This is a genomic window from Pseudomonas sp. NPDC079086 (assembly GCF_044542155.1).
In the GTDB taxonomy this organism is placed as follows: domain Bacteria; phylum Pseudomonadota; class Gammaproteobacteria; order Pseudomonadales; family Pseudomonadaceae; genus Aquipseudomonas.
In genome coordinates, this window is record NZ_JBITTY010000001.1 from 42979 (window position 1) to 65670 (window position 22692).

Consider the following 22692-nt stretch of genomic DNA (forward strand, 5'->3'; position numbering starts at 1 on the left):
TCATCTTGCGCAGCTTAATGCGATTGATCTTTATCGGCGTGCTCGGCGCGGCACTGCTCATCAGCGGCTGCCAGAGCACACCCAAAGGCCTCAGTGCCGAGCAAGTGGCCTTGCTCAAAAGCCATGGTTTCCAGTGGACCGAAGACGGCTGGGAACTCGGCCTCTCCGGCAAAGTGCTATTCGATACCGACTCGGAAGTCGTCTCCAGCGCCAGCACTGTACAACTGACGCAAATCACCCAGGCGCTGCTTGGCGTCGGTATTCAGCAGGTGCGCCTGGAGGGCCACACCGACAATGTCGGTGTGGCGGTTTATAACCAACAGCTGTCGCTACGCCGCGCCCAGACGGTAGCAGCCGTAATGCAAGGCGCAGGCATGGATGCGCAATTGATTGCGACATACGGCATGGGGCAGAGCAAACCGATTGCCGACAACAACACCGCCGAAGGGCGCAGCGAAAACCGCCGCGTGGCGATTATCGTCAGCACGCCCTGATCAGGGTTTGGCCGGAAACTCGGCGCATAGCGCCGCCGGCGTCAGCTGCTGCTCACGCCAGCTGAAGGCTACTGGCCACAGCTGCTGGTCAATCTGAGCGGCCTGCCAGAGTTCGACAAAGCTGCGCTGCACGCCTGGATGCAGAGCATCCGGCACCAGCAGAGCCAGGGGCCAGAGGACGAAGGCGTTCTTGAGGATTTCTGCACGCGGCAGGATCAAGCCGTCGAAGTTGCCAACCAGATCGCCATACAACAGCACGTCGATATCCAGCGGCAACCCCCTACGCTCAGGCGCATAACGGCCGTTGTCGGCTTCGATAAATTTCAGCCGACGATCCAGCTCACCCAGCGGCAGGTCGCTGTAGCCGGCCACCACCAGGTTGAAGAACGGCCCGCTCTTGATGCCCACCGCCTGGCTTTCGAAGACCGGCGAACAGCGCATGTCACTGAGCAGGCAGGCGAGCGCATCGAGGCCCGCGCACAGGTGCGCTTCGCGGCCAATATTGCTGCCCAGACCGAGTAGAACGCGAGTTAGCGACATCCGCGCTCGATCTCCACACCGACCCCACCACTGGCCGCCGGCACCGCGCCGGGCTTGGTCAGCTTGAGTCGTACCCAGGGAATCTGGAACTCGCTCATCAGTAACTCGACGAGCCGCTCGGCAAAGGTTTCCACTAGGATAAATTGCGACTCGCTGGCAAATGCCTGAATCCGCTGCGAGACCTTGGCGTAATCAAGCGCCTTGTCCAGCTCATCACCGGCGGCGGCAGGACGGTTATCCCAGCCCAGGTAAAGATCCAAGCGCAAACACTGGCGAATGGTGCGTTCCCAGTCGTAGGCACCGATCACCGTATCGACTTCCAGGCCCTCGATAAAAACTGTGTCCAAGCACGCTCTCCGTGGCACGACAAGGCTGCCGCACCTAGTTAGAATCAGGGCTCCCTTGCCCCGGAATGGATACCATGTTTTGGCTGTTGGCGTCCCTCGCCTACCTGCTCGGCTCGTTGTCCTTCGCCATTCTGCTCAGCCGCCTGGCCGGCGGACCGGACCCGCGCGCCAGTGGCTCGGGCAATCCCGGGGCCACCAACATGTTCCGGGTCGCCGGCAAACGCCTGGCCATTCTCACGCTGATCGGCGACCTGCTCAAAGGCCTGCTGCCGATACAGATCGCCAACCTGCTCGACTTCAGCCTGCAGCAGCAAGCTTGGGTCGGCCTGGCAGCCGTTATCGGCCACCTGTATCCGCTGTACTTCAACTTCCGTGGCGGTAAAGGTGTCGCCACGGCCGCCGGCATGCTCCTGGGACTTTACCCGCCCGCCGCCTTGCTGGCCGTTGCCGCCTGGCTACTAACGTTTGTCCTGACCCGCACCAGTTCACTGGCCGCACTGATCGCCACGCCACTGACCCTGCCACTGCTGGCCTGGCAACAACCCGACGCTTTACTTCCCGTTTGCGTACTGACCGGCCTGATCGTCTGGCGCCATCGCGGCAATTTACGCGATCTGTTCGCCGGCCGTGAGCGGCATTTCTAAATCGACCAGGTGAATCCGGCTCAGCACGCCCGCGCTCACAGCGCCGGCAGCTGCTCCATCGGCCAACGCGCCTGCACCTTGATGCTCAAATCCTCATGCTGCCCCGCCAGCAAACGCTGGCAACCGGCGTAGGCGATCATCGCGCCGTTATCAGTGCAGAACGCCGGGCGGGCGTAGAACACCTCGCCCTTCAGCTCAACGAGCATCTTTTCCAGCGACTGACGCAGCGCCTGGTTGGCACTCACACCGCCAGCGATGACCAAGTTGTTCAACCCAGTTTGCTTCAGAGCACGCTTGCATTTAATGGTCAGGGTATCGACCACTGCCTGCTGGAATGCCAGGGCAATGTCACAGCGGGTCTGTTCGGAGTTATCGCCAGCAGCTTGGCACTGCTGCCAGGTGTTCAGGGTAAAGGTCTTCAGGCCACTGAAGCTGAACTCCAGCCCAGGCCGATCAGTCATCGGCCGTGGGAATTTGAAGCGCCCAGGCGTGCCGCTCAGCGCCAGGCGGGCAATCTCCGGGCCGCCGGGATACTGCAGGCCCATCAGCTTGGCTGTCTTATCGAAGGCCTCGCCCGCGGCATCATCCAGGGACTCGCCGAGCAGTTGGTATTGACCGATGCCATCGACGCGAACCAGCTGGGTATGCCCGCCCGACACCAACAAAGCGACGAACGGAAACTGCGGCGGCGGCTCTTCCAGCATCGGCGCCAGTAAGTGGCCTTCCATGTGGTGTACGCCCAGCGCCGGAATGTCCCAGGCAAAGGCCAGCGCCTGCGCGCAGGACGCGCCTACCAGCAGCGCACCGACCAGACCAGGGCCTGCGGTGTAGGCAATGGCATCGATATCGGAGTTGTCCTTACCGGCCTCGGCGAGCACCTGGCGGATCAACGGCAGCATGCGTTTGACGTGATCGCGCGAGGCCAGCTCCGGCACTACGCCGCCATACACACGGTGCAGATCAATCTGGCTGAACAGCGCATCGGCCAGCAGGCCGTGCTCGCTGTCGTAGAGCGCGACACCGGTTTCGTCGCAGGAGGTTTCCAATCCCAGAACCAGCATGGGCAGTGCCTTGTAGTAGTGTGTGCAACTTCGAAGGCGCGCATGATAATGGCCGCTGCCGCGAGCCGGCCAGCGCTTTTCGATCAGAGGCTTTGCATTCCTCGCGATGAGGCGGTAACATCCGCAACCCTTAAAAACCTACGTTCTCCAGCGCCATCTGCCAGGAGTAACGTTACCCCCGGTAATAAAGAAGGTAAGCCCTGGATGCCAGCCGTCAAAGTTAAAGAGAACGAACCCTTCGACGTAGCTCTGCGTCGTTTCAAGCGCTCCTGCGAAAAAGCCGGTGTTCTGGCTGAAGTTCGCAGCCGTGAATTCTACGAAAAGCCGACTTCCGAGCGTAAGCGTAAAGCAGCAGCCGCTGTTAAGCGTCACGCCAAGAAAGTGCAGCGCGAGCAGCGCCGCAGCGTTCGCCTGTACTAATCGCCGCAGCCTCGCCTGCACGATTGCCTACAAGCAACGCCTGATACCCGGCTTCGGCCGGGTTTCGCTTTTAGACTCCGCGCCACCTCCGGGTGACGATCGGAGTCTTTTAGTTTTTGCCCGACCTGTTCTGCCCCAGCGCATGACAGTATCCTGAGCGCCTATGGCCGGCCTGATCCCACAGTCTTTTATCGATGATCTGCTCAACCGCACCGACATCGTCGACGTGGTCGCTTCACGCATCCAGCTGAAAAAGGCCGGCAAGAACTACACCGCCTGCTGCCCCTTCCATAAAGAAAAAACCCCCTCGTTCAGCGTCAGCCCGGACAAACAGTTCTATTACTGCTTTGGCTGCGGCGCCGGCGGCAACGCCCTGGGTTTTGTCATGGACCACGATCAACTGGATTTCCCCCAGGCAATCGAGGACCTGGCCAAGCGCGCCGGCATGGAAGTGCCACGCGAGGAAGGCGGACGTAACAACAAGCCACGCCAGCCCACCGACTCGCCGCTTTACCCGCTGCTGACTGCCGCCGCCGAGTTTTACAAGCAGGCACTGAAAAGCCATCCGCAGCGCAAAGCCGCAATTGAATACCTGAAAGGCCGTGGCCTGTCCGGCGAGATCGCCCGCGACTTCGGCATGGGCTTCGCCCCACCCGGCTGGGACAACCTGCTCAAGCACCTGGCTAGCGACAGCCTGCAACAGAAGGCGATGATCGACGCCGGCCTGCTGGTGGAGAACGCCGAAAGCGGCAAACGTTATGACCGCTTCCGCGACCGCATCATGTTTCCTATCCGCGACAGCCGCGGCCGGGTGATTGCCTTTGGCGGCCGCGTACTCGGCGATGAAAAGCCAAAATACCTGAACTCCCCGGAAACCCCGGTGTTCCACAAGGGCCAGGAGCTCTACGGGCTGTTCGAGGCGCGCAAGCACAACCGCGACCTTGACGAAATCATGGTGGTTGAAGGCTACATGGACGTCATTGCACTGGCCCAACAAGGCCTGCGTAACGCCGTCGCCACCCTTGGCACCGCCACCAGCGAAGAACACCTCAAACGCCTGTTCCGCGTAGTACCGAGCGTACTGTTCTGCTTCGACGGTGACGCCGCCGGGCGCAACGCCGCCTGGCGCGCCCTGGAAGCCACCCTTTCGAGCTTGCAAGACGGCCGTCGCGCGCGTTTCCTATTCCTACCCGATGGCGAAGATCCAGACACTCTGGTCCGCAGCGAAGGCACCGACGCCTTCCGCGCCCGCATCAACCAGCACGCACAGCCATTGGCCGACTACTTCTTCCAGCAACTCAGCGAAGAAGCCGACCCGCGCTCCCTGGAAGGCAAAGCGCACCTGATGACACTGGCCGCACCTCTGATCGACAAGATCCCCGGCAACAACCTGCGCGCTCTGATGCGCCAGCGCCTGAGCGAAATCACCGGCTTGTCCGGCGAAGCCATGCAACAAATGGCGCCAACTGCGCGCAGCAGCCAGCCGAGCCAGAACAGCGCACCGCCCAGTGACTACCCGGATTACCCCGAAATTCCCGACAGCGCCTATTACGATGTCGAGCCGAGCCGCAACGAATACGAAAACCCCAGCCCCGCCCCGGAATTTGAGCGCAACAAAGGCAAGGGCAACTGGAAAAAAGATGGCGGCAAGTGGAGCAAGAAGGGTCAGGGCGAGTTCGCACCGCGCGCACCACGCACTGCGGTCAGCGTCGAATCGCCACACCTGAGCGCATTGCGCACCCTGCTGCACCACCCGCAATTGGCGCAGAAGGTCGAAGATGTTAGCCATTTCGCTGCCGAAGACGATACCTACGCACAACTGTTGGTCGCCTTACTTGGCGCCCTGCAGAAGAGCCCGAACCTGCGCTCACTGCAGCTGATCGCACGCTGGCACGGCACCGAACAGGGCCGCCTATTACGCGCCCTGGCAGAAAAGGAATGGCTGATTTCAGCCGACAACCTTGAACAACAGTTTTTCGACACTATAACTAGTCTAGTAGCCCGCCAACGCGAGCGCAGCCTGGAACATTTGCTGCGCAAAGCCCGTCAAAGTGAGTTGAGCGCAGAAGAGAAAGATCAGCTGCGCAGCTTGCTGAGCCGTAATGCATCACTGGTAATCCCGAGTCCAACTGGCGCTTAGGGGTGTTACTCGGGTATAATCCGCGGCTTGTTTTTTGCCCGCCAAGACCTTCAGTGGATAGGGTGTTATGTCCGGAAAAGCGCAACAGCAGTCTCGTATCAAAGAGTTGATCACCCTGGGTCGTGAGCAGAAGTATCTGACTTACGCAGAGGTCAACGACCACCTACCGGAAGATATTTCTGATCCGGAGCAGGTGGAAGACATCATCCGCATGATTAACGACATGGGGATCCCCGTACACGAGAGTGCTCCCGATGCGGACGCCCTTATGTTGGCCGACGCCGATACCGACGAGGCAGCCGCTGAAGAAGCAGCTGCAGCGCTGGCAGCGGTAGAGACCGACATCGGCCGTACGACGGACCCAGTGCGCATGTATATGCGCGAAATGGGTACCGTGGAATTGCTGACCCGCGAAGGCGAGATCGAAATCGCCAAACGCATTGAGGAAGGTATCCGTGAGGTGATGGGCGCTATCGCTCATTTCCCCGGCACTGTCGACAGCATTCTGGCCGAGTACACCCGTGTCACTACCGATGGCGGCCGTCTGGTTGAGGTTCTCAACGGCTATATCGATCCGGATGACGGCATCGTTCCCGCCGAAGCGGCTGCGCCTGTTCCAGTTAAAGACGGCGATGCTGCCGAAGAAACTGACGACGACGAAGCTGACTCCAGCGATGACGAGGAAGAAGAAGGCGACGGCGGTCCGGATCCTGAAGAGGCCCTGCGCCGCTTCACCGCGATTGGCGACGCCCTCGAACTTGCCAAGAAAGCCCTGAAAAAGCACGGCCGTAGCAGCAAGCAAGGCATTGCCGCGCTGAAAGAAATGGCTGAGCTGTTCATGCCAATCAAACTCGTACCTAAACAGTACGACGCTCTGGTTGTCCGTGTTCGCAGCTCACTGGAGCGCCTACGCGCCCAGGAACGCGCCATCATGCAGCTCTGCGTACGTGATGCCCGCATGCCGCGCGCAGACTTTCTGCGCCTGTTCCCAGGCAATGAAGTCGACGTCGAGTGGTCCGCAGGCCTGGCCAAAGGCAAAGCTAAGTACGCCGAAGCCATTGGCAACCTGCAAGGCGACATCCAGCGCTGCCAGCAAAAACTGTCTGCTTTGGAAGCCGAGTGTGAGCTGACGCTGGCAGAGATCAAGGACATCAACCGTCGCATGTCGATCGGCGAGGCCAAGGCCCGTCGCGCGAAGAAAGAGATGGTTGAAGCGAACTTGCGTCTGGTGATCTCGATTGCCAAGAAATACACCAACCGTGGCCTGCAGTTCCTCGACCTGATCCAGGAAGGCAACATTGGCCTGATGAAGGCGGTGGACAAGTTCGAATACCGTCGCGGCTATAAGTTCTCGACCTATGCCACCTGGTGGATTCGTCAGGCGATCACTCGCTCGATCGCCGACCAGGCCCGCACCATCCGTATTCCGGTGCACATGATCGAGACGATCAACAAGCTCAACCGTATTTCCCGGCAGATGTTGCAGGAAATGGGTCGTGAACCGACCCCGGAAGAGCTGGGCGAACGCATGGAAATGCCTGAGGATAAAATCCGCAAGGTGTTGAAGATCGCCAAAGAGCCGATCTCCATGGAAACCCCAATCGGTGATGACGAAGACTCCCATCTGGGTGACTTCATTGAAGACTCGACCATGCAGTCGCCAATCGATGTTGCAACCGTTGAGAGCCTCAAAGAAGCAACTCGCGAAGTACTCTCCGGCCTCACCGCGCGTGAAGCCAAGGTACTGCGCATGCGCTTCGGCATCGACATGAATACCGACCACACCCTTGAGGAAGTCGGTAAGCAATTCGATGTAACCCGCGAGCGGATTCGTCAGATCGAAGCCAAGGCGCTGCGCAAGCTGCGCCACCCGACGAGAAGCGAGCACCTGCGCTCCTTCCTCGACGAGTAACACCAGAACCCCCGGCCTGCCGGGGGTTTTGCATTCTGGGCAACTACCAAGGCCTGCCAGGCGGTCTACACTTCCCCTAATAGCCCAGAGAACGAGTCAACCCATGCCGCGTGTTGCAGCCACCCTCCTGTTGTGTCTGGCGTGCTGGGCCGTGCCCGCGCTCAGCCTTGAGCTGACGCCCGCCGAGCAAACATGGCTGGCCGAACATCCGCAACTGCGCCTGGGCGTTGACCGCGACTGGCCACCCTACGAATTTATCGACACCGACGAGCAGTACCAGGGCCTAGCCGCCGACTATGTGCGCCTGATTGAACAACGCCTGCCGATTACTCTGCGCCCAGCGCCCGCACAGAACTGGAGCGAAGTGCTGGCCGACGCCAGAACCGGCAAGTTGCACCTGCTGCCCAGCCTGATGGCCACCCCCGAACGCCAGCAGTACTTGACCTTCACCCGCCCCTACCTCGACTTCCCGATTGTTATTCTTAGTCAGGAGCAAGGCCCGCAACCGCGCAGACTGCGCGAACTGCAAGGGCTGCGCGTGGCCGTGGTCGACAGCTACGCCACCCACGAACTGCTGCGCGACAAACACCCAGAGTTGCGTCTCTGGCCACGCCCCAGCGTGGCAGCCGCCTTGCAAGCACTGGCCTCCGGGCAAGCCGATGCGATGGTCGGCGATCTCGCCTCCAGCGTCTGGCACCTGCGTCAACTCAAGCTCGACGGCATCATCATCAGCGGCCAGACCCCGTATCGCTACCAGCTGGCGATGGCCGTACCCAAGGATCAAACGATCCTAGCCGGCATTCTCGACAAACTGCTGGCCGAACTCACCCCCAGTGAAATCGCCGACATCCAGCAGCGCTGGGTGGGTGATCCGCTTGATGAGCGTCCGTTCTGGCGAAGCCTGCTGCTGTTTGGCCTGCCAGGTCTGTTGGCAGCCCTACTAATCATCTTCAGCATCCTGCGCATCAACCATCGCCTGCGCAGTGAAATGCACAGCCGCGCCTTGCTGGAGAGCGAGCTGCGCAACAGCGAGCAGCACTACCGCGGCCTGGTGGAAAGCCTGAATGCAATCGCCTGGCAAATGGACCCCAGCGACTTCCGCTTTACGTATGTCGCCCCACAGGCAGAAAGACTGCTCGGCTACCCCATTCAAGACTGGCTAGAGCCCGGCTTTATCGAACGCACGCTGCACCCTGATGACGCGACCCATACCCTCAACTACTGCCGCAGTGAAACCCTGGCAGGACGTGACCACAGCATGGATTACCGCATGCTCGCTGCCGACGGCCGCGAAGTCTGGGTACGCGACATCATCACCCTGTCACCACAGGGTGATGAGCAGATGATGCGCGGCCTGCTAATCGACATTACCGACACTAAACGCACTGAGCATGCGCTGGCCCTCTCAGAACAGAAATTCGCCTCGGTTTTCCACAGCTGCCCCGACATCCTCGTTCTGCTCAACGTACACGATGGCCGCCTGCTGGCGGTCAACAACACCTTCGAGCAACAGTTCGGCATCAGCGCCGCCGAGGCTATTGGCCATACCAGCTCAGAGCTGGACCTATGGATCGAACAAGGCATTGGCCCACGCGTTCTCGAAATACTTCGCGAGGGCCGCACACACAACATTGAGGGCACATTCCAGCGACGCGACGGCAGTCAATTCACCGCGCTGATTTCCGCCCAGAAAGTCACCCTGGATGATGTCAGCACCCTAGTCGTAGCGGTGCGCGATATTAGCGAACTGAAGGACATCCAACAGCGCCTCAAACTTTCAGAGGACAAATTCGCCAAAGCTTTCCATGCCTCGCCAGATGGCCTGCTGATCACCCGCCTGAGTGACGGCCAGCTGCTGGACGTCAACGAAGGATTCAGCCGCATCACCGGCTACAGCATCAACGAAGCAACCGACAGCTCGACCCTGCAACTGGGCATCTGGGCCGACCCGGGCGACCGCAGCCGGATGTTCGAGCACGTGCAACAGCACGGCTCGGTGCGCGACTTCCGCGCCATTATTCGCACCCGCAACGGCTCGCTGCGCACCTGCGAGATGTCGGTACAACCGATCCCTATCGAAGGCGACACCTGCATGCTGACCATCGCGCGCGACATCACCGAGCGCGAGCAGATGCAGGAAAACCTGAAACAGGCCGCCACCGTCTTCGAAAGCACCGCCGAAGGCGTGATGATCACCGACCTGCAGCAGCGCATCACCGCAGTAAACCGCGCATTCACCACCATCACTGGCTACAGCGAAGCCGAAGCCCTCGGCCAGTCGCCGCGCCTGCTCGCCTCCGGCAACCACGACAGCGCGTTCTACGCCGCCATGTGGCACAACCTCAGCGCATCAGGGCACTGGCAAGGCGAGATATGGAACAAGCGTAAGAGCGGCGAGCTCTACCCGGAATGGCTGACCATTAGCGCCGTGCGCGACAGCGATCAGCAGATCACTCACTTTGTCGGCGTGTTCGCCGATATCAGCTCGCTCAAGCACGCCCAGGCCAGCCTCGACCACCAGGCCCATCACGACCCGCTCACCGGCCTGCCCAACCGCATGCTGTTCGAGGCCCGCTTACGCGTCGCCCTCGAAGACGCGCATATCGATAAGCGCATGGGCGCGGTACTTTTTATTGACCTGGATCGCTTCAAACATATCAACGACAGCCTCGGCCACCCGGTCGGCGACCAACTGCTGAAGAGCATTGCCGAGCGCCTGAAAACCCACCTGCGCGATATCGACACCGTGGCCCGCCTCGGTGGTGATGAATTCATCATCCTGCTACCCGGCCTGCTGCACGATGGCGATGCCGAGCTGGTCGCGCACAAGTTGCTCGACTGCTTCAGCCTGCCCTTCCAGTTCGACGAACAGGAGCTGTTTATCAGCGCCAGCATCGGCATCAGCCGCTACCCGGATGACGGCGACGATGTCGCTACCCTGGTGAAAAATGCCGACGCCGCCATGTACCGCTCCAAGGCGCGCGGGCGCAACCGTGTGGAGCTGTACACCCGCGACCTGACCTTCCAGGCCACCGAACGCATGGCCCTGGAACGCGAACTGCGCCGCGCCATCGAACTGGAACAACTGCAACTCTACTACCAACCCAAGCGCAGCCTGAGCAGCAACCGCCTGATCGGCGCCGAAGCACTGGTGCGCTGGCATCACCCGCTATTCGGCGAAATCCCGCCGGATCGCTTTATTCCCCTGGCCGAAGAAACCGGCCTGATCATCGCCCTCGGCGAATGGGTACTGCGCCAGGCCTGTTGGCAAATGCAGCAATGGCAACAACAGCACGCCCCATTCGGTCCGCTGTCGGTCAACCTGACCGGCGTGCAACTGCGCCAGCCGCACTTGCTGGTACGCATTTCTAGCCTGCTGGAAGACCACGACCTGGCCCCAGAACTGCTGCAGCTGGAAATCACCGAAAGCTTCATCATGAACCAGGCCGAAGAAGCGCTGAATCTGCTCCATAAACTGAAAGACTTGGGTATTCAACTGGCCATCGACGACTTCGGCACCGGCTACTCCTCCCTCAGCTACCTCAAGCGCCTGCCAGTCGACACCCTGAAAATCGACCAATCCTTCGTACGCGGCCTGCCCAATGACAGCAACGATGTTGCCATCGTGCGCGCCATCATCGCCCTGGGCCGCAGCATGCAACTGACCGTGATCGCCGAAGGGGTAGAAACCAAAGCCCAGGAGCTGTTCCTCGCCGCCGAAGGCTGCGAGCAGATCCAAGGCTTTGTCATCAGCCGCGCTATTCATGCGGACGCCTTCGCACAAAACTTCCTCACCCCGCGCCATTCGGTTGGCGCTGCCGAGAAGGCACCGGTATAATCCGCCCGCCTCTGAGGGCCCATAGCTCAGTTGGTTAGAGCAGAGGACTCATAATCCTTTGGTCCACGGTTCGAGTCCGTGTGGGCCCACCAAACAAAAAGCCGCGCACTGCGCGGCTTTTACGTTTCTACCCGTATCGACTTCATATCTACCTCTCAACCATTCTGCCTTTCAACAAACGCAGTAAACGCCCCCAGCGGCAGCGGCTTACTAAACAGATATCCCTGAAACTGCATGCAGCCATTACTGAGCAAAAACTGCTGCTGTGCTTCGGTTTCCACGCCTTCGGCTATCACCGTCATACCCATGCTTTGCCCCAGGGCGATCACCGTGCGCACGATAGTTTGGCTGCTGGTGTCGGTGAGAACGTCGCTGATAAATGAGCGGTCGATTTTCAGGGTGTTGAGGGGCAGGCGTTTGAGGTGGCTAAGGGAGGAGAAGCCGGTGCCGAAATCGTCCAGGGAGAAGCGCACTCCATGCTCGACCAATATGGCCATTTTGCGCATCAGGTCGTCGATGTCGTGGACGATCAGGGTTTCGGTCAGTTCCAGCTCGAGGTGACGCGCGTCGATACCGTAGGTATTGATCAGCCCGAGCATGTCGGTGACAAAATTGGCTTGGCGAAACTGCTTCTGGCTGATGTTGACCGCCAGGCTGATGTCGCAGTAAAGCGGGTCGTCCTTCCAGGCGCGCAGTTGGGTAAACGCTTGCTCCAGCACCCACTGGCCAATTGGGATAATCAGCCCGGTTTTCTCGGCATGCCCGATGAACTCGGCGGGGGGCACCAGCCCGCGCAGCGGGTGCTGCCAGCGGATCAGCACTTCGGCGCCGGTGACGTTGCCGCTGCTGTCCAGTTGCGGCTGGTAGTGCAGCACGAACTGCTGCTCAGCCAGCGCGGCGTGCAGGTCGCGGTCGAGCATCGAACGCTCGGCGGCGTCGCTCTGCAGAACATGCAGCAGGGCAAACAGCATCAGCATGGCCGCTACGCTCTGTATCCAGGAACCGGCGATGCGCACTTCATCCGGTAGGTGGAAGGCGCTGGTTGGGCTCCAGGATGAGGAGGCCAGAACGGTAAATAAGCTGAGGCATAACAGTGCAACGCCGTAGCGCAGCCACAGACGCTCGTCGCGAAATGCCATCAGCGCCGCCACCGCAAGCGGCAGCAGGTATAGGTGGGTCGCACGCGGCGCGGCGGCGGTGTGCGGGTCCATCAACAAAGTGGTGCCGACAATCACCAGGATGATCACCCCGAACAGCAGCAGATTGGCCAGGCGCACGCGGTTGCGCAGGGTCAGGATAAATACGCTAAGGCCGCAGAGGATTAGCAGCAGGTCCATCAGGGCGACGCCCCACTCGCCGCGCAGGCTGAAGAAGAGGCCCCAGAAGCTGCCGACCAGCAGCAGTACCAAGCTGGCAAGCATGCGCATGCGCCGCTCGCGGCGTTGACCGATCAGGGCCAGGTCGGGCGAATGCCAGAGCTTGAGAATCTGCTTGAGAAAGGCAGAAAGGACGGTCATGAAAAATCTCTGAGTGACCTGTTGTTTCGCGACAAAAGCCGCTCGAGGCATGCCCGCACTACGATTGTTAAATGGGCAAAGATGAGTGTAGACGCCGTAGCAAGGGCCTTCTGCGCGATTGCGCGCGGCGCAGGCAGCGCTTACTCGGTATTGCGTTTGTCCACCTAACTGCTACGGCCAACCAGGCGATTGCGACCCAGTTCCTTGCCGCGATACAGGCGCTGATCGGCGCAGCGATAAAGCTGCTCGGCGCTGCTGCCATCGACAGGCCACTCGGCCAGGCCGAAGGTAGCCGACAGGGCAATGTCCTGATCACCGTAGCGCATTGGCTGGCTACACAGCTGCGCGCGCAGACTTTCCACCAGCGGTTCGGCGCCCTGGCCATCGGTATTGCGCAGCAGCAGGCCGAACTCCTCGCCTCCCAGGCGGCCAAGGGTATCGGTGGCACGCAGACGCTGGCCAAGGCTGTTACAAATATGCCGCAGGGCCTGGTCGCCGGCATCGTGGCCGTACTGGTCATTAACTGCTTTGAAATAGTCGATATCCAATACCACCAGCACCAGCTTGGCCTGGCTGCGCTGCGCCTCACGAATGCTTTGTTCCAGGCTCTGCTGGAAACTGCCACGGCTGGCCACGCCGGTCAGCGCGTCGGTGCGCGCCATGTGTTGCAACTGCTGGTAGGCAGCGGCGCGGCGGGCTTCGTAGAGGTAGACGAAGACCAGAATCATCAGCCCACAGAACACTGCGTTACCCAGATCAATCAGGCTCTCGGCATCCCAGTGGATCGGGTAGGTGTAGAGGTACAGCAGGCAGGCGCCGATGACGAAGGGCAGCGCCAGCAGGCTGCCGCGCTTGAGACCGAGCAGCAGGTAGGACATCACGGGGATGCTGTAGACCCAGACGAAGGCGGTTTTCGAGGCGTTGGGGATAACGATGATGTACAGCAGAAAGCTGAAGGTCGGCAGCAGGTAGAGGTAGATCCAGGGCAACAGGTTGCGCGCCCTGACGACGCGCCAGGCGCCCCACAACAAGACGCCGGTGGCCAGCAGTTCAAAGCTGGCAAACAGGTAGTTGCCGGCCATAAATTGCAGCACGCAGAACACCCCGAGGGTCAGCCCGGTGGTGGCAAATATCATACGGATCAACGACCGCTGGCCGACATCCTGCAAGTCGGTGACGGCGGCACTGCTGTCATTGCCCGGTTTGGTTCGCGGTCGAAAAAACATGGCCTGACGCTGTATAGATGGCGGTTTGATGGCTCACTGTGCCTCAACTGCCAGGTCCTTGGCCAGATAGCGTGACATGAACCGTCGGCCTCTGGCTTACGTAAGCGTCGCGGGCCACTTGCTGCGTAGGCCCGCAAACCTTTCATAAAGCCTTGCTCGGCAGCTCGCGCACCGCCCGCTGGTTGCCCCTTGCGCGCAGCGCCACCCATAATCGGCCGCACCTGATTCTGGATGTACTGCGCCCATGGCCATTGCCCGCGACGACCTCGACCAACACGGTTTGATCATCGGCGTTTCGCCCGAGCGTTTTCGCGCCGTGGCCATGCCGCTGCTGTTCGACCACCTGAATGCGCAATGCGAGGGCACCATCGCAGTCAACCGCCAGGCGCGCATCGTCTGGATCAACGACAAGTACGCCGAGAAGGTCGGCATCAGCGACCCGCGCAGCGTGCTCGGCAAGGAAATCGAAGAAGTACTGCCGGCCAGTCGCCTGCGCGAGGTGGTGGAAAGCGGCCAGCCAAGCATGCTCGACCTGATGGCCTTTGGCAGCGAGCATTTCGTGGTCACGCGCATTCCGCTGCGCGATGAGGACGGCACCCTAGTCGGCGCGCTGGGTTTTGTCCTGTTCGACCGCGCCCGCCACCTCAAGCCGCTGATGGCCAAGTTCAACCTGCTGCAGAGCCAGCTAGTCGCCACCCAGCACGAGCTGGCCAAGGCGCGCCGTGCGCGTTACACCATCGCCGGATTTATCGGCGCCAGTAGCGCGGCCAGCGAGGTCAAACGCCAGGCCCGCCGTGCCGCACAACTGGATGCCACAGTGTTGCTGCGCGGTGAAACCGGCACCGGTAAAGAGTTGCTGGCCCAGGGCATTCACAACCTGTCGCCACGGGCCAACGGGCCGTTTGTCGCGGTCAACGTCGCCGCCATTCCGGAAACCCTGGTCGAGGCCGAGCTGTTCGGCACCGCGCCCGGCGCCTTTACCGGTGCGGATCGCAAGGCGCGGATCGGCAAGTTCGAGGTGGCCAACGGCGGCACGCTGTTTCTCGATGAAATCGGCGACCTGCCGCTACCGCTGCAAGCCAAGCTGCTGCGCGTATTGCAGGAACAGGAAGTCGAGCCGCTCGGCTCCAATCAGGTCAAACCGCTGAATGTGCGGGTGATTGCCGCCACGCATATCGACCTGGAAGCCAAGGTCGCAGCCGGGCAGTTCCGTGACGATCTCTACTACCGCCTCAACGTCCTGGCCCTGCGCGTACCGCCCCTGCGTGAGCGCCGCGAGGACATTCCGGCGTTGCTGGAGCACCTGCTCGACGATATCGCCAATCGCTCCGCTCAAGCCCCGCTGGAAGTGAGCGACGACGCCCTCGTCCTGCTGAGCGCACAGCCCTGGCGCGGCAACGTGCGCGAACTGCGCAACCTGCTGGAGCGCGCGCAATTGGATGTCGACGGGCGCCTAGACGCGTCAGCTGTGCGGGCGTTGCTGGTCGATCCGGTGACGCCCGCAGCGCACAACCTTGCCCCACAGCCCGCCGCTACAGTGGCGCAAACCCTGGCAGAGCAACTGGCGCAGGCCGAACGCCAGGCACTGATCGACGCCCTGCAAGCCACTGCAGGCAACCGCCAACAGGCTGCGGAACGCTTAGGCATTTCCCGCGCTGGGCTGTATGCCAAGCTGGCCCTGCATGGGTTGGGTAAGCATGATTAAGCGAGGCAGCGCAGTCTGCTAAAGCGAACGCAATTCCCTGTAGGAGCGGGCTTGCCCGCGATGCTTTTGAGCCCGCAAGAGATCGCGGGCATGCCCGCTCCTACAAAAGCGAAAATCCAGAATTCTGGACTTTAAGCTTACTCAGCAATCCAAATATCTGGACTAATTCCAAAAATAAAGACACGCCCACCTCCCCCAGCAACCCCGCCGGCTCCCCTATAAACCCACGCAATCCATCAACCACAAGCCTTTCACCCACCTAGACCAAAGTCGTAGCCCTGCCTGGCACAGCTTTCGCTCTAGTCTGCTCAACGCTTTGTCTCGGTGCCTGATTTCACGAGCAAGCTCATCAGCACCGCCGCAGAGCGGTGCTTAAAACAACAACAAAAGGAACCAGCCATGGGTACCCTCGGTATTCTGATTTCCCTCGCATTGTTGATGTACCTCGCCTATCGCGGCATCAACGTGCTGATCCTCGCCCCACTGCTGGCCCTGCTGGCATTGCTGTTTGCCGGCGATATTGGCCTGCTGCTGCCCACCTACACCCAGGTGTTTATGAAGGCCATGGGCGGCTATGTGATGCAATTTTTCCCGCTATTCCTGCTCGGTGCCTTGTTCGGCAAGTTGATGGACGACTCGGGCTCAGCCCGCGCCATCGCCCACGGCATTGTTGCCAAGGTCGGCAGCGAGCGGGCGATTCTGGCCATTGTGCTGGCGTGCGGCATCCTCACTTACGGCGGCGTGTCGCTGTTTGTCGTGGCATTCGCCGTGTACCCGATTGGCGCGGCACTGTTCCGCGAGGCGGGCATTCCCAAGCGGCTGATCCCCGGCGCTATCGCACTCGGTTCGTTCACTTTCACCATGACCGCCCTGCCCGGCACGCCAGCGATTCAGAACGCCATCCCCAACCCGTTTTTCGGCACCGACGCGTTTGCCGCGCCGGGCCTTGGGGTGATCGCCGGACTGACCATGTTCGGCCTCGGCACCTGGTGGCTCACCGCCCAGTCGCGCAAATTGATGGCGGCTGGTGAGGGCTACGGCGAGCACCGCGACGATCCCATCGTCGAGGAGAAGCGCACTATCCCTGGTTTCTGGCTGGCACTGCTGCCGATCTTTGTGGTGATCGGCCTGAACTTCCTGATGGCCAAGCAGATTCTGCCAAGCCTCGACACCAGCTACCTGGCCAAGCCGGAGTTCGGCGGCCTGCAGGACGCCAAGTCGCTGATCGGCATCTGGGCGATTATCGTCGCCCTCAGTGCGGCCATCCTGCTGCTGATTGCCATGCACTGGAAGCGCTGGATGGACCTGAAGAAGAGCGTCAACGACGGCGCGTTCGGCTCCATGCTGCCAATCCTCAACACCGCCGCCGAAGTCGGTTACGGCACGGTGATCGCCTCCCTAGCCGGCTTTGTGATCATTCGCGACCTGGTGCTCGGCGTCTCCGCTAACCCGCTGATCTCCGAAGCCGTGGCGGTGAATATCCTCGCCGGCATCACCGGCTCGGCGTCTGGCGGTATGTCGATTGCGCTGAAGACCCTCGGCGAGCAGTACCTGACTCTGGCCAACACCGCCGGCATCAGCCCCGAGCTGCTGCACCGCGTCGCTGCCATGGCCTCCGGCTGCATGGACACCCTGCCGCACAACGGCGCGGTGATCTCGCTGCTGGCGATCTGCAAACTCACCCACCGCGAGTCGTACAAATTTATCTTCGTCAACACCGTGGCCTTCCCGATGGTGGCGTTGGCCGTGGTGATTACCCTGGGCACGCTGTTTGGCAGCTTTTGATCCGATGCATCCGTAGGAGCGGGCCATGCCCGCGAACCGCTATCGCGGGCATGGCCCGCTCCTACAGGGTGACGCCGTTATCCCATCCCGCTTTTTGAGTAAGCACCATGAGCAAGATCATGACCGCCGCAGCAGCTGTGGCGCGCATCCCGGACAACGCCAACCTGGCTACTGGCGGCTTTGTCGGCATCGGTTTCGCCGAGGAAATCGCCATTGCTCTGGAGCAGCGCTTTCTTGCTGAGCAGGCACCACGCGACCTGACCCTGGTGTATGCCGCCGGCCAAGGCGATGGCAAAGGTCGCGGCCTTAACCACCTGGCCTATGAGGGATTGGTGCGGCGAGTGATCGGCGGACACTGGGGGCTGGTGCCGGGGCTGCAGAAGCTGGCGGTGGATAACCGCATCGAGGCCTACAACCTGCCGCAGGGGGTGATCTCCCAGCTGTTTCGCGATATCGCCGCCGGCAAACCGGGGCAGCTGTCGCGGGTTGGTTTGGGCACTTATGTCGATCCGCGCCACAGCGGCGGCAAGCTCAATGCGCGTACCACCACCGAGCTGGTGCGGCTGATGCCCATCGACGGTGAGGACTACCTGTTCTACCCGACCTTTCCGATTCACGTTGCCGTGGTGCGCGCCACCAGCAGTGATGCCGATGGCAATCTGAGTTTCGAGCGCGAGGCGCTGACCATCGAGAGCCTGGCCATCGCCATGGCTGCGCACAACTCGGGCGGGCTGGTCATCGCTCAGGTCGAGCGCATCGTCGAACGCGGCTCGATAAATGCGCGCGAGGTGAAGATCCCCGGGATTTTGGTCGATTGTGTGGTGGTGGCTGACCCGGCCAATCACCAGCAGACCTTCGCCACTGCTTACAACCCGGCTTTCGCCGGCGAAACCCGGGTGCCAGTAGACAGCCTAAAGGCCATGCCGTTGGATATACGCAAACTGATTGCGCGCCGCGCGGCGCTGGAGTTGAAAGCTGGTGCGGTGGTCAACCTCGGCATCGGCATGCCGGAAGGCGTGGCAGCGGTGGCCGCCGAAGAAGGCGTGATCGAGCGCCTGACCCTGACCGCCGAACCCGGGGTGATCGGCGGCATACCCGCCTCGGGGTTGGATTTTGGCGCGGCGAGCAACCACAGCGCGCTGCTCGACCAGCCTTATCAGTTCGATTTCTACGACGGCGGCGGTCTGGATATCGCCTTTCTCGGCCTGGCCCAGGCCGATGCAGCGGGCAATCTCAACGTGTCCAAGTTCGGTTCACGTCTGGCCGGTGCCGGCGGCTTTATCAATATCAGCCAGAACGCCAAGCAGGTGGTATTCCTCGGCACCTTTAGCGCCGGGCCGCAGGATATCCGCATCGAGAACGGCCAGTTGCGCATCATCAAGGACGGCGAGCTGCGCAAGTTCGTCGCCGAGGTAGAACACCGTACCTTCGCCGGCTATCAGGCCGCCGAACGTGGCCAGCCGGTGCTGTATGTCACCGAGCGCTGCGTCTTCCGCCTGACCCTGGATGGCCTGGAGCTGATAGAAGTGGCGCCGGGCGTGGATATCCAGCGCGACATCCTCGATCGCATGAACTTCAGCCCCATCGTGCGTGCACCGCATCGGATGGATGCACGGCTGTTTCTGCCGACATCCATGGGCCTGAGCGAGCGATTGAATGCTGACTAACATTTGAGTGTGAGTTTACGGGCCCGCTGGGCCCGTTTTTTTATCGCGAAGCCTGAATTGGCTTTGGCCAACATGCTCAGTTCTTGTAGGCCCCATCAGAATCGCATGGTGGACCACTCTTCACCGGTCCACCATGGGCGGCCGAGGTGAATGCCAATGGTGGAAATAAACAGCGATTTCCACCCTAGGTATTTCCCTCTCAACGCTCGCCGACTTTGTGCCGCGCGGCATACAAGCACACCAACTCCATCGCCACGGTAGCGCCGGCCAGAGCCGTGACTTCGGCGTGGTCGTAGGGCGGCGAAACTTCCACCACATCCATGCCGACCAGATTGATCCCACGCAGGCCGCGGAGAATTTCCAGCGCCTGATGGGTACTCAGGCCGCCGCACACTGGCGTGCCGGTGCCGGGGGCAAAGGCCGGGTCGAGGCAGTCGATATCGAAGGTCAGGTACACCGGGTTATCACCGACCCGTGCGCGGATCTGCGCGGCGATCTGCTCCGGCGTACTGCGGTGCACCTGGCGCGCGTCCAGCACCTGAAAGCCCATCACGTCGTCATTGGTGGTGCGCAGGCCGATCTGCACCGAGCACGATGGATCAACCAGGCCCTCGCGCGCGGCATGGTAGAACATGGTGCCGTGGTTAACGCCCTGCTCGCTGTCATCGGCATCCGGCCAGGTGTCGCTGTGCGCATCAAAATGCACCAGCGACAGCGCGCCGTACTTACGCGCATGGGCCTTGAGCAGCGGGTAGCTGATGAAGTGGTCGCCGCCCAGGGTGAGCATGGCGCAACCGGCCTGGACGATATGCTCAGCATGCGCCTCGATGGCCGCAGGAATCTTGTGCGGCAGGGCATGGTCGAAATTGCAGTCGCCGTAATCAATTACTGCCAGATGATCGAAGGGGTCGAATTCCCACGGGTAATGCCGTTCCCAGGCGCTGGTCACCGAGGCTGTACGAATCGCTCGCGGACCAAAACGGGTGCCGGGGCGGTTGGTGGTAGCGGTGTCGAAGGGCACGCCGCTGACTACCAAATCGACGCCCTGCAGATCACGGCTGTAACGCCGGCGCATAAAGCTGGTGACGCCCGCATAGGTCGGTTCCGAAGCTGTGCCGTAGAGGCTATCGCGGGTAAATGCCTGATCGTTGCCGTTAAATTCTTCCATTAGCGGGTACTCAATACTGACTGCGGAAAGTGGTCCAGATACGTGTGCGCTCACGCTGTTGACGCAGCGGCATCAACTGCTCGGCAAACAGCCGCGCACGCACCGTTTCACCGGGGTAGATATCGGCATCGCCGCTAATCGCAGGGTCGACCAAGGCGGTGGCAGCCTGGTTGGCGTTGGCGAAGAACACGCTGTTAGTCAGCTCGGCTATGGCCTCGGGGCGCAGCATGTAGTCAATAAAGGCGTGGGCGGCCTCGGGGTGCGGCGCATCGGCGGGAATCGCCATGGTGTCGAACCACAGCAGTGTGCCTTCACGCGGAATGCGGTACTGCACCTCGAATGGCTGCTTGGCCTCAGCGGCGCTGGCCGCCGCCATGTAGGCGTCGCCGTTGTAGGTCAGCGCCAGGCAGATTTCGCCCTTGGCCAGATCATTGATATGCCGCCCGGCGCCGACATAGCGCAGGTTCGGTTGCAGCTGGGCCAGCAGCTGCGCCACCGCATCAAGGTCGGTGCGCTCAGTGCTGTAAGGGTCCTTGCCCAGGTAATTGAGGACGATGCTGATCACTTCCTGCGGCGAGTCGATCACCGCGATGCCGCAATCTTTCAGCTTGCTGGCGTACTCAGGCTTGAACAGCAGATCCAGGCTGTTTAGCGGTACGCCGGGCAGGCGTTGTTCGAGCGCCTGCCGGTTGAAACCCACGCCGACCGTGCCCCAGGTGTATGGCAGGCCGTAAAGGTTGCCAGGGTCGGCACTGGCGAGCTTACCCAACAGCTCATCGTCTAGGTTGCCCAGGTGTGGCAGCTGGCTGCGATCCAGCGGTTGCACGGCCTTGGCCTGAATCGCCCGGGCCAGGCCGCTGGAGGCCGGAAAGACGACGTCATAACCGCTGCCGCCGGTGAGCAGTTTGCTGTCCAGGGCTTCGGCGCTGTCAAAGATGTCGTATTTGACAGTGATCCCGGTTTCATCCTTGAAGCGCTGCAGGGCTTGCTCCGGCAGGTAGGCGGACCAGCTGTAGAGGTTCAGGGCCTTATCTTCGGCTTGCGCAGCAACGACGCAGCACAGCAATAACAGTGGCATGAGCGGGCGCATGGTGAGCTACCTCATCGGCTTTCAAGTGGTGTGAAGCCATCCTGCCGCGCGGCTTGCTTCGGATAAATATGAAGTGATGCACGCTGACATTGTCATCTACCAATGTTTAAACAGATGAAGCCGTTCGCTAAGCCAGTAGCCGACTAGTCTTGCTAGACCACCACGGAGAGCGGCCCTATGCACGAGTTGCAGGTCGACGACAGCTTCTGGCTCGATGCCGATCAGGACAAGCGCGACCTCGATGGCCTGTGCGCAGCCCTGCACCAGCGCGCGCAAAGCGGCGCGCCGATGCGCGGCTTCCAGCTCAAGTACGCACAACTCGCCGGCATTGACCTGGTCAACCATAACCAGCGCACAGGCCATGACCTTCGCGATAGCGATCTGTACCGCGCCGATCTACAGAAAGCCCATCTGTTCGGCCTCGACCTGCGCGGCAGCTCGCTGATGAAAGCCGACCTACGCGGCGCCAACCTGCATTGCTGCGACCTGCGCGACTGCAACCTGCTGGGCGTGCAACTGGACGGCGCGCGCCTGGACAACGTGATCTGGGACCGACGCCTGCGCCAGGAGCGCCAGGGCCGCGCGCACCAGCGCCTGGGCGACAGCACTGCCGCCCGACGCTGCTTCGAAGAGGCCGAAGAAACCTACCGCAACCTGCGCCTGCATCTGGAGAAAGCCGGACTGTTCGAACAGGCCGGCATGTTCTTTCACCGCGAAATGGTGATGCGCCGCCGGCAACTGCCACGCTACTCCGGCAGACGCGCGCTGTCCTGGCTGGTCGACCTACTCAGCGGCTACGGCGAAAAGCCACTGAACGTTGTGCTGTTCTCAATCGCGCTGATCGTTTTCTGCGGCCTGCTGTACTTTCTGGTCGGTGTACAACACGCCGGCCAACCTCTGGGCCTGGCCCTGGAGCGCGGCTGGCTAGCCAACCTGGACGACCTCGCCGACTGCCTCTACTTCAGCGTAGTGACCTTCACCACCCTAGGCTACGGCGATATCACCCCCCACGGCATAGCCCGCCCGATTGCCGCCTTCGAGGCCTTTGCCGGCAGCTTTACCATGGCGCTGTTTGTTGTGGTGTTTGTGAAGAAGATGACTCGCTAGCCAAGTTGCATCGAAGAAAACCCAAGTGATC

17 protein-coding genes and 1 tRNA gene are annotated in these 22692 nt (G+C 61.2%); 11 read left to right on the forward strand and 7 right to left on the reverse strand.

The window, feature by feature from the left end; genetic code table 11:
• The first annotated feature begins 17 nt into the window (after positions 1 to 17).
• The gene (locus tag ACIGEK_RS00215) at positions 18 to 494 is read left to right on the forward strand and encodes an OmpA family protein (protein ID WP_397493056.1); all 477 of its coding nucleotides are present in this window, start codon (positions 18 to 20) and stop codon (positions 492 to 494) included.
• On the opposite strand, the gene folK is transcribed toward ACIGEK_RS00215, so the two are convergent.
• Both folK and folB read right to left on the reverse strand, forming a co-directional pair.
• Complete coding sequence (folK, locus tag ACIGEK_RS00220) at positions 495 to 1034, reverse strand: 2-amino-4-hydroxy-6-hydroxymethyldihydropteridine diphosphokinase (RefSeq protein ID WP_397491406.1); 540 nt, start codon at positions 1032 to 1034, stop codon at positions 495 to 497.
• Positions 1025 to 1381 (reverse strand): dihydroneopterin aldolase, encoded by a 357-nt coding sequence (gene folB / locus ACIGEK_RS00225; RefSeq protein ID WP_397491407.1) that lies wholly within the window; start codon positions 1379 to 1381, stop codon positions 1025 to 1027. Before folB ends, folK begins: the two co-directional genes overlap by 10 nt.
• Positions 1382 to 1455: 74 nt before the next feature.
• Between folB and plsY the strand changes: the two genes are divergently transcribed.
• The gene (plsY, locus tag ACIGEK_RS00230) at positions 1456 to 2025 is read left to right on the forward strand and encodes a glycerol-3-phosphate 1-O-acyltransferase PlsY (RefSeq protein ID WP_397491408.1); all 570 of its coding nucleotides are present in this window, start codon (positions 1456 to 1458) and stop codon (positions 2023 to 2025) included.
• A gap of 35 nt (positions 2026 to 2060) precedes the next feature.
• Here the strand turns inward: plsY and tsaD are convergent, their stop codons facing one another.
• Positions 2061 to 3086, reverse strand: a complete 1026-nt coding sequence (gene tsaD, locus ACIGEK_RS00235; RefSeq protein WP_397491409.1) for a tRNA (adenosine(37)-N6)-threonylcarbamoyltransferase complex transferase subunit TsaD — start codon at positions 3084 to 3086, stop codon at positions 2061 to 2063.
• Between the two features lie 204 nt (positions 3087 to 3290).
• Here tsaD and rpsU point away from each other — a divergent pair, with 204 nt between their 5' ends.
• From rpsU to ACIGEK_RS00260, 5 genes are all read left to right on the forward strand, one after another.
• Positions 3291 to 3506, forward strand: a complete 216-nt coding sequence (gene rpsU / locus ACIGEK_RS00240; protein ID WP_003296736.1) for a 30S ribosomal protein S21 — start codon at positions 3291 to 3293, stop codon at positions 3504 to 3506.
• Between the two features lie 163 nt (positions 3507 to 3669).
• Positions 3670 to 5646 carry a DNA primase gene (gene dnaG / locus ACIGEK_RS00245; RefSeq protein ID WP_397491410.1) on the forward strand — a complete coding sequence of 659 codons (1977 nt, stop codon included), beginning with the start codon at positions 3670 to 3672 and terminating at the stop codon, positions 5644 to 5646.
• Positions 5647 to 5713: 67 nt separating this feature from the next.
• Positions 5714 to 7558, forward strand: a complete 1845-nt coding sequence (gene rpoD, locus ACIGEK_RS00250; protein WP_397491411.1) for an RNA polymerase sigma factor RpoD — start codon at positions 5714 to 5716, stop codon at positions 7556 to 7558.
• 103 nt (positions 7559 to 7661) lie between these two features.
• Complete coding sequence (locus ACIGEK_RS00255; RefSeq protein WP_397491412.1) at positions 7662 to 11396, forward strand: bifunctional diguanylate cyclase/phosphodiesterase; 3735 nt, start codon at positions 7662 to 7664, stop codon at positions 11394 to 11396.
• Positions 11397 to 11411: 15 nt separating this feature from the next.
• Positions 11412 to 11488 (forward strand) — tRNA-Ile (locus ACIGEK_RS00260).
• 63 nt (positions 11489 to 11551) lie between these two features.
• Here the strand turns inward: ACIGEK_RS00260 and ACIGEK_RS00265 are convergent.
• Positions 11552 to 12913 carry a putative bifunctional diguanylate cyclase/phosphodiesterase gene (locus tag ACIGEK_RS00265; RefSeq protein ID WP_397491413.1) on the reverse strand — a complete coding sequence of 454 codons (1362 nt, stop codon included), beginning with the start codon at positions 12911 to 12913 and terminating at the stop codon, positions 11552 to 11554.
• Between the two features lie 164 nt (positions 12914 to 13077).
• A complete protein-coding gene (locus ACIGEK_RS00270; RefSeq protein ID WP_397491414.1) occupies positions 13078 to 14139 on the reverse strand; it encodes a GGDEF domain-containing protein in 1062 nt (353 codons plus the stop codon).
• Positions 14140 to 14383: 244 nt separating this feature from the next.
• Between ACIGEK_RS00270 and ACIGEK_RS00275 the strand changes: the two genes are divergently transcribed.
• From ACIGEK_RS00275 to ACIGEK_RS00285, 3 genes are all read left to right on the forward strand, one after another.
• The gene (locus ACIGEK_RS00275; protein ID WP_397491415.1) at positions 14384 to 15844 is read left to right on the forward strand and encodes a sigma-54 interaction domain-containing protein; all 1461 of its coding nucleotides are present in this window, start codon (positions 14384 to 14386) and stop codon (positions 15842 to 15844) included.
• A gap of 399 nt (positions 15845 to 16243) precedes the next feature.
• Positions 16244 to 17629, forward strand: coding sequence for a GntP family permease (locus ACIGEK_RS00280; protein ID WP_397491416.1), 1386 nt, complete (start codon positions 16244 to 16246; stop codon positions 17627 to 17629).
• A 107-nt stretch (positions 17630 to 17736) separates the two neighbouring features.
• The gene (locus ACIGEK_RS00285; protein WP_397491417.1) at positions 17737 to 19296 is read left to right on the forward strand and encodes an acyl CoA:acetate/3-ketoacid CoA transferase; all 1560 of its coding nucleotides are present in this window, start codon (positions 17737 to 17739) and stop codon (positions 19294 to 19296) included.
• A 199-nt stretch (positions 19297 to 19495) separates the two neighbouring features.
• Here ACIGEK_RS00285 and speB read toward each other — a convergent pair whose 3' ends face one another.
• Together speB and ACIGEK_RS00295 are read right to left on the reverse strand one after the other, a co-directional pair.
• A complete protein-coding gene (gene speB / locus ACIGEK_RS00290; protein ID WP_397491418.1) occupies positions 19496 to 20464 on the reverse strand; it encodes an agmatinase in 969 nt (322 codons plus the stop codon).
• A 10-nt stretch (positions 20465 to 20474) separates the two neighbouring features.
• A complete protein-coding gene (locus tag ACIGEK_RS00295; RefSeq protein ID WP_397491419.1) occupies positions 20475 to 21554 on the reverse strand; it encodes an extracellular solute-binding protein in 1080 nt (359 codons plus the stop codon).
• A gap of 177 nt (positions 21555 to 21731) precedes the next feature.
• On the opposite strand from ACIGEK_RS00295, the gene ACIGEK_RS00300 reads away from it, so the two are divergent.
• Positions 21732 to 22661, forward strand: a complete 930-nt coding sequence (locus ACIGEK_RS00300; protein WP_397491420.1) for an ion channel — start codon at positions 21732 to 21734, stop codon at positions 22659 to 22661.
• The last annotated feature ends 31 nt before the right edge of the window (positions 22662 to 22692 follow it).

Bases quoted from the DNA above. Each gene is read 5' to 3' on its own strand.
- ACIGEK_RS00265 (WP_397491413.1), bottom strand. From the start codon at position 12,913: ATGACCGTCCTTTCTGCCTTTCTCAAGCAGATTCTCAAGCTCTGGCAT.
- ACIGEK_RS00255 (WP_397491412.1), top strand. From the start codon at position 7,662: ATGCCGCGTGTTGCAGCCACCCTCCTGTTGTGTCTGGCGTGCTGGGCC.
- ACIGEK_RS00285 (WP_397491417.1), top strand. From the start codon at position 17,737: ATGAGCAAGATCATGACCGCCGCAGCAGCTGTGGCGCGCATCCCGGAC.
- speB (WP_397491418.1), bottom strand. From the start codon at position 20,464: ATGGAAGAATTTAACGGCAACGATCAGGCATTTACCCGCGATAGCCTC.
- dnaG (WP_397491410.1), top strand. From the start codon at position 3,670: ATGGCCGGCCTGATCCCACAGTCTTTTATCGATGATCTGCTCAACCGC.
- ACIGEK_RS00270 (WP_397491414.1), bottom strand. From the start codon at position 14,139: ATGTTTTTTCGACCGCGAACCAAACCGGGCAATGACAGCAGTGCCGCC.
- rpsU (WP_003296736.1), top strand. From the start codon at position 3,291: ATGCCAGCCGTCAAAGTTAAAGAGAACGAACCCTTCGACGTAGCTCTG.
- ACIGEK_RS00300 (WP_397491420.1), top strand. From the start codon at position 21,732: ATGCACGAGTTGCAGGTCGACGACAGCTTCTGGCTCGATGCCGATCAG.
- tsaD (WP_397491409.1), bottom strand. From the start codon at position 3,086: ATGCTGGTTCTGGGATTGGAAACCTCCTGCGACGAAACCGGTGTCGCG.
- ACIGEK_RS00275 (WP_397491415.1), top strand. From the start codon at position 14,384: ATGGCCATTGCCCGCGACGACCTCGACCAACACGGTTTGATCATCGGC.
- rpoD (WP_397491411.1), top strand. From the start codon at position 5,714: ATGTCCGGAAAAGCGCAACAGCAGTCTCGTATCAAAGAGTTGATCACC.
- plsY (WP_397491408.1), top strand. From the start codon at position 1,456: ATGTTTTGGCTGTTGGCGTCCCTCGCCTACCTGCTCGGCTCGTTGTCC.
- ACIGEK_RS00295 (WP_397491419.1), bottom strand. From the start codon at position 21,554: ATGCGCCCGCTCATGCCACTGTTATTGCTGTGCTGCGTCGTTGCTGCG.
- ACIGEK_RS00280 (WP_397491416.1), top strand. From the start codon at position 16,244: ATGGGTACCCTCGGTATTCTGATTTCCCTCGCATTGTTGATGTACCTC.
- folK (WP_397491406.1), bottom strand. From the start codon at position 1,034: ATGTCGCTAACTCGCGTTCTACTCGGTCTGGGCAGCAATATTGGCCGC.
- ACIGEK_RS00215 (WP_397493056.1), top strand. From the start codon at position 18: ATGCGATTGATCTTTATCGGCGTGCTCGGCGCGGCACTGCTCATCAGC.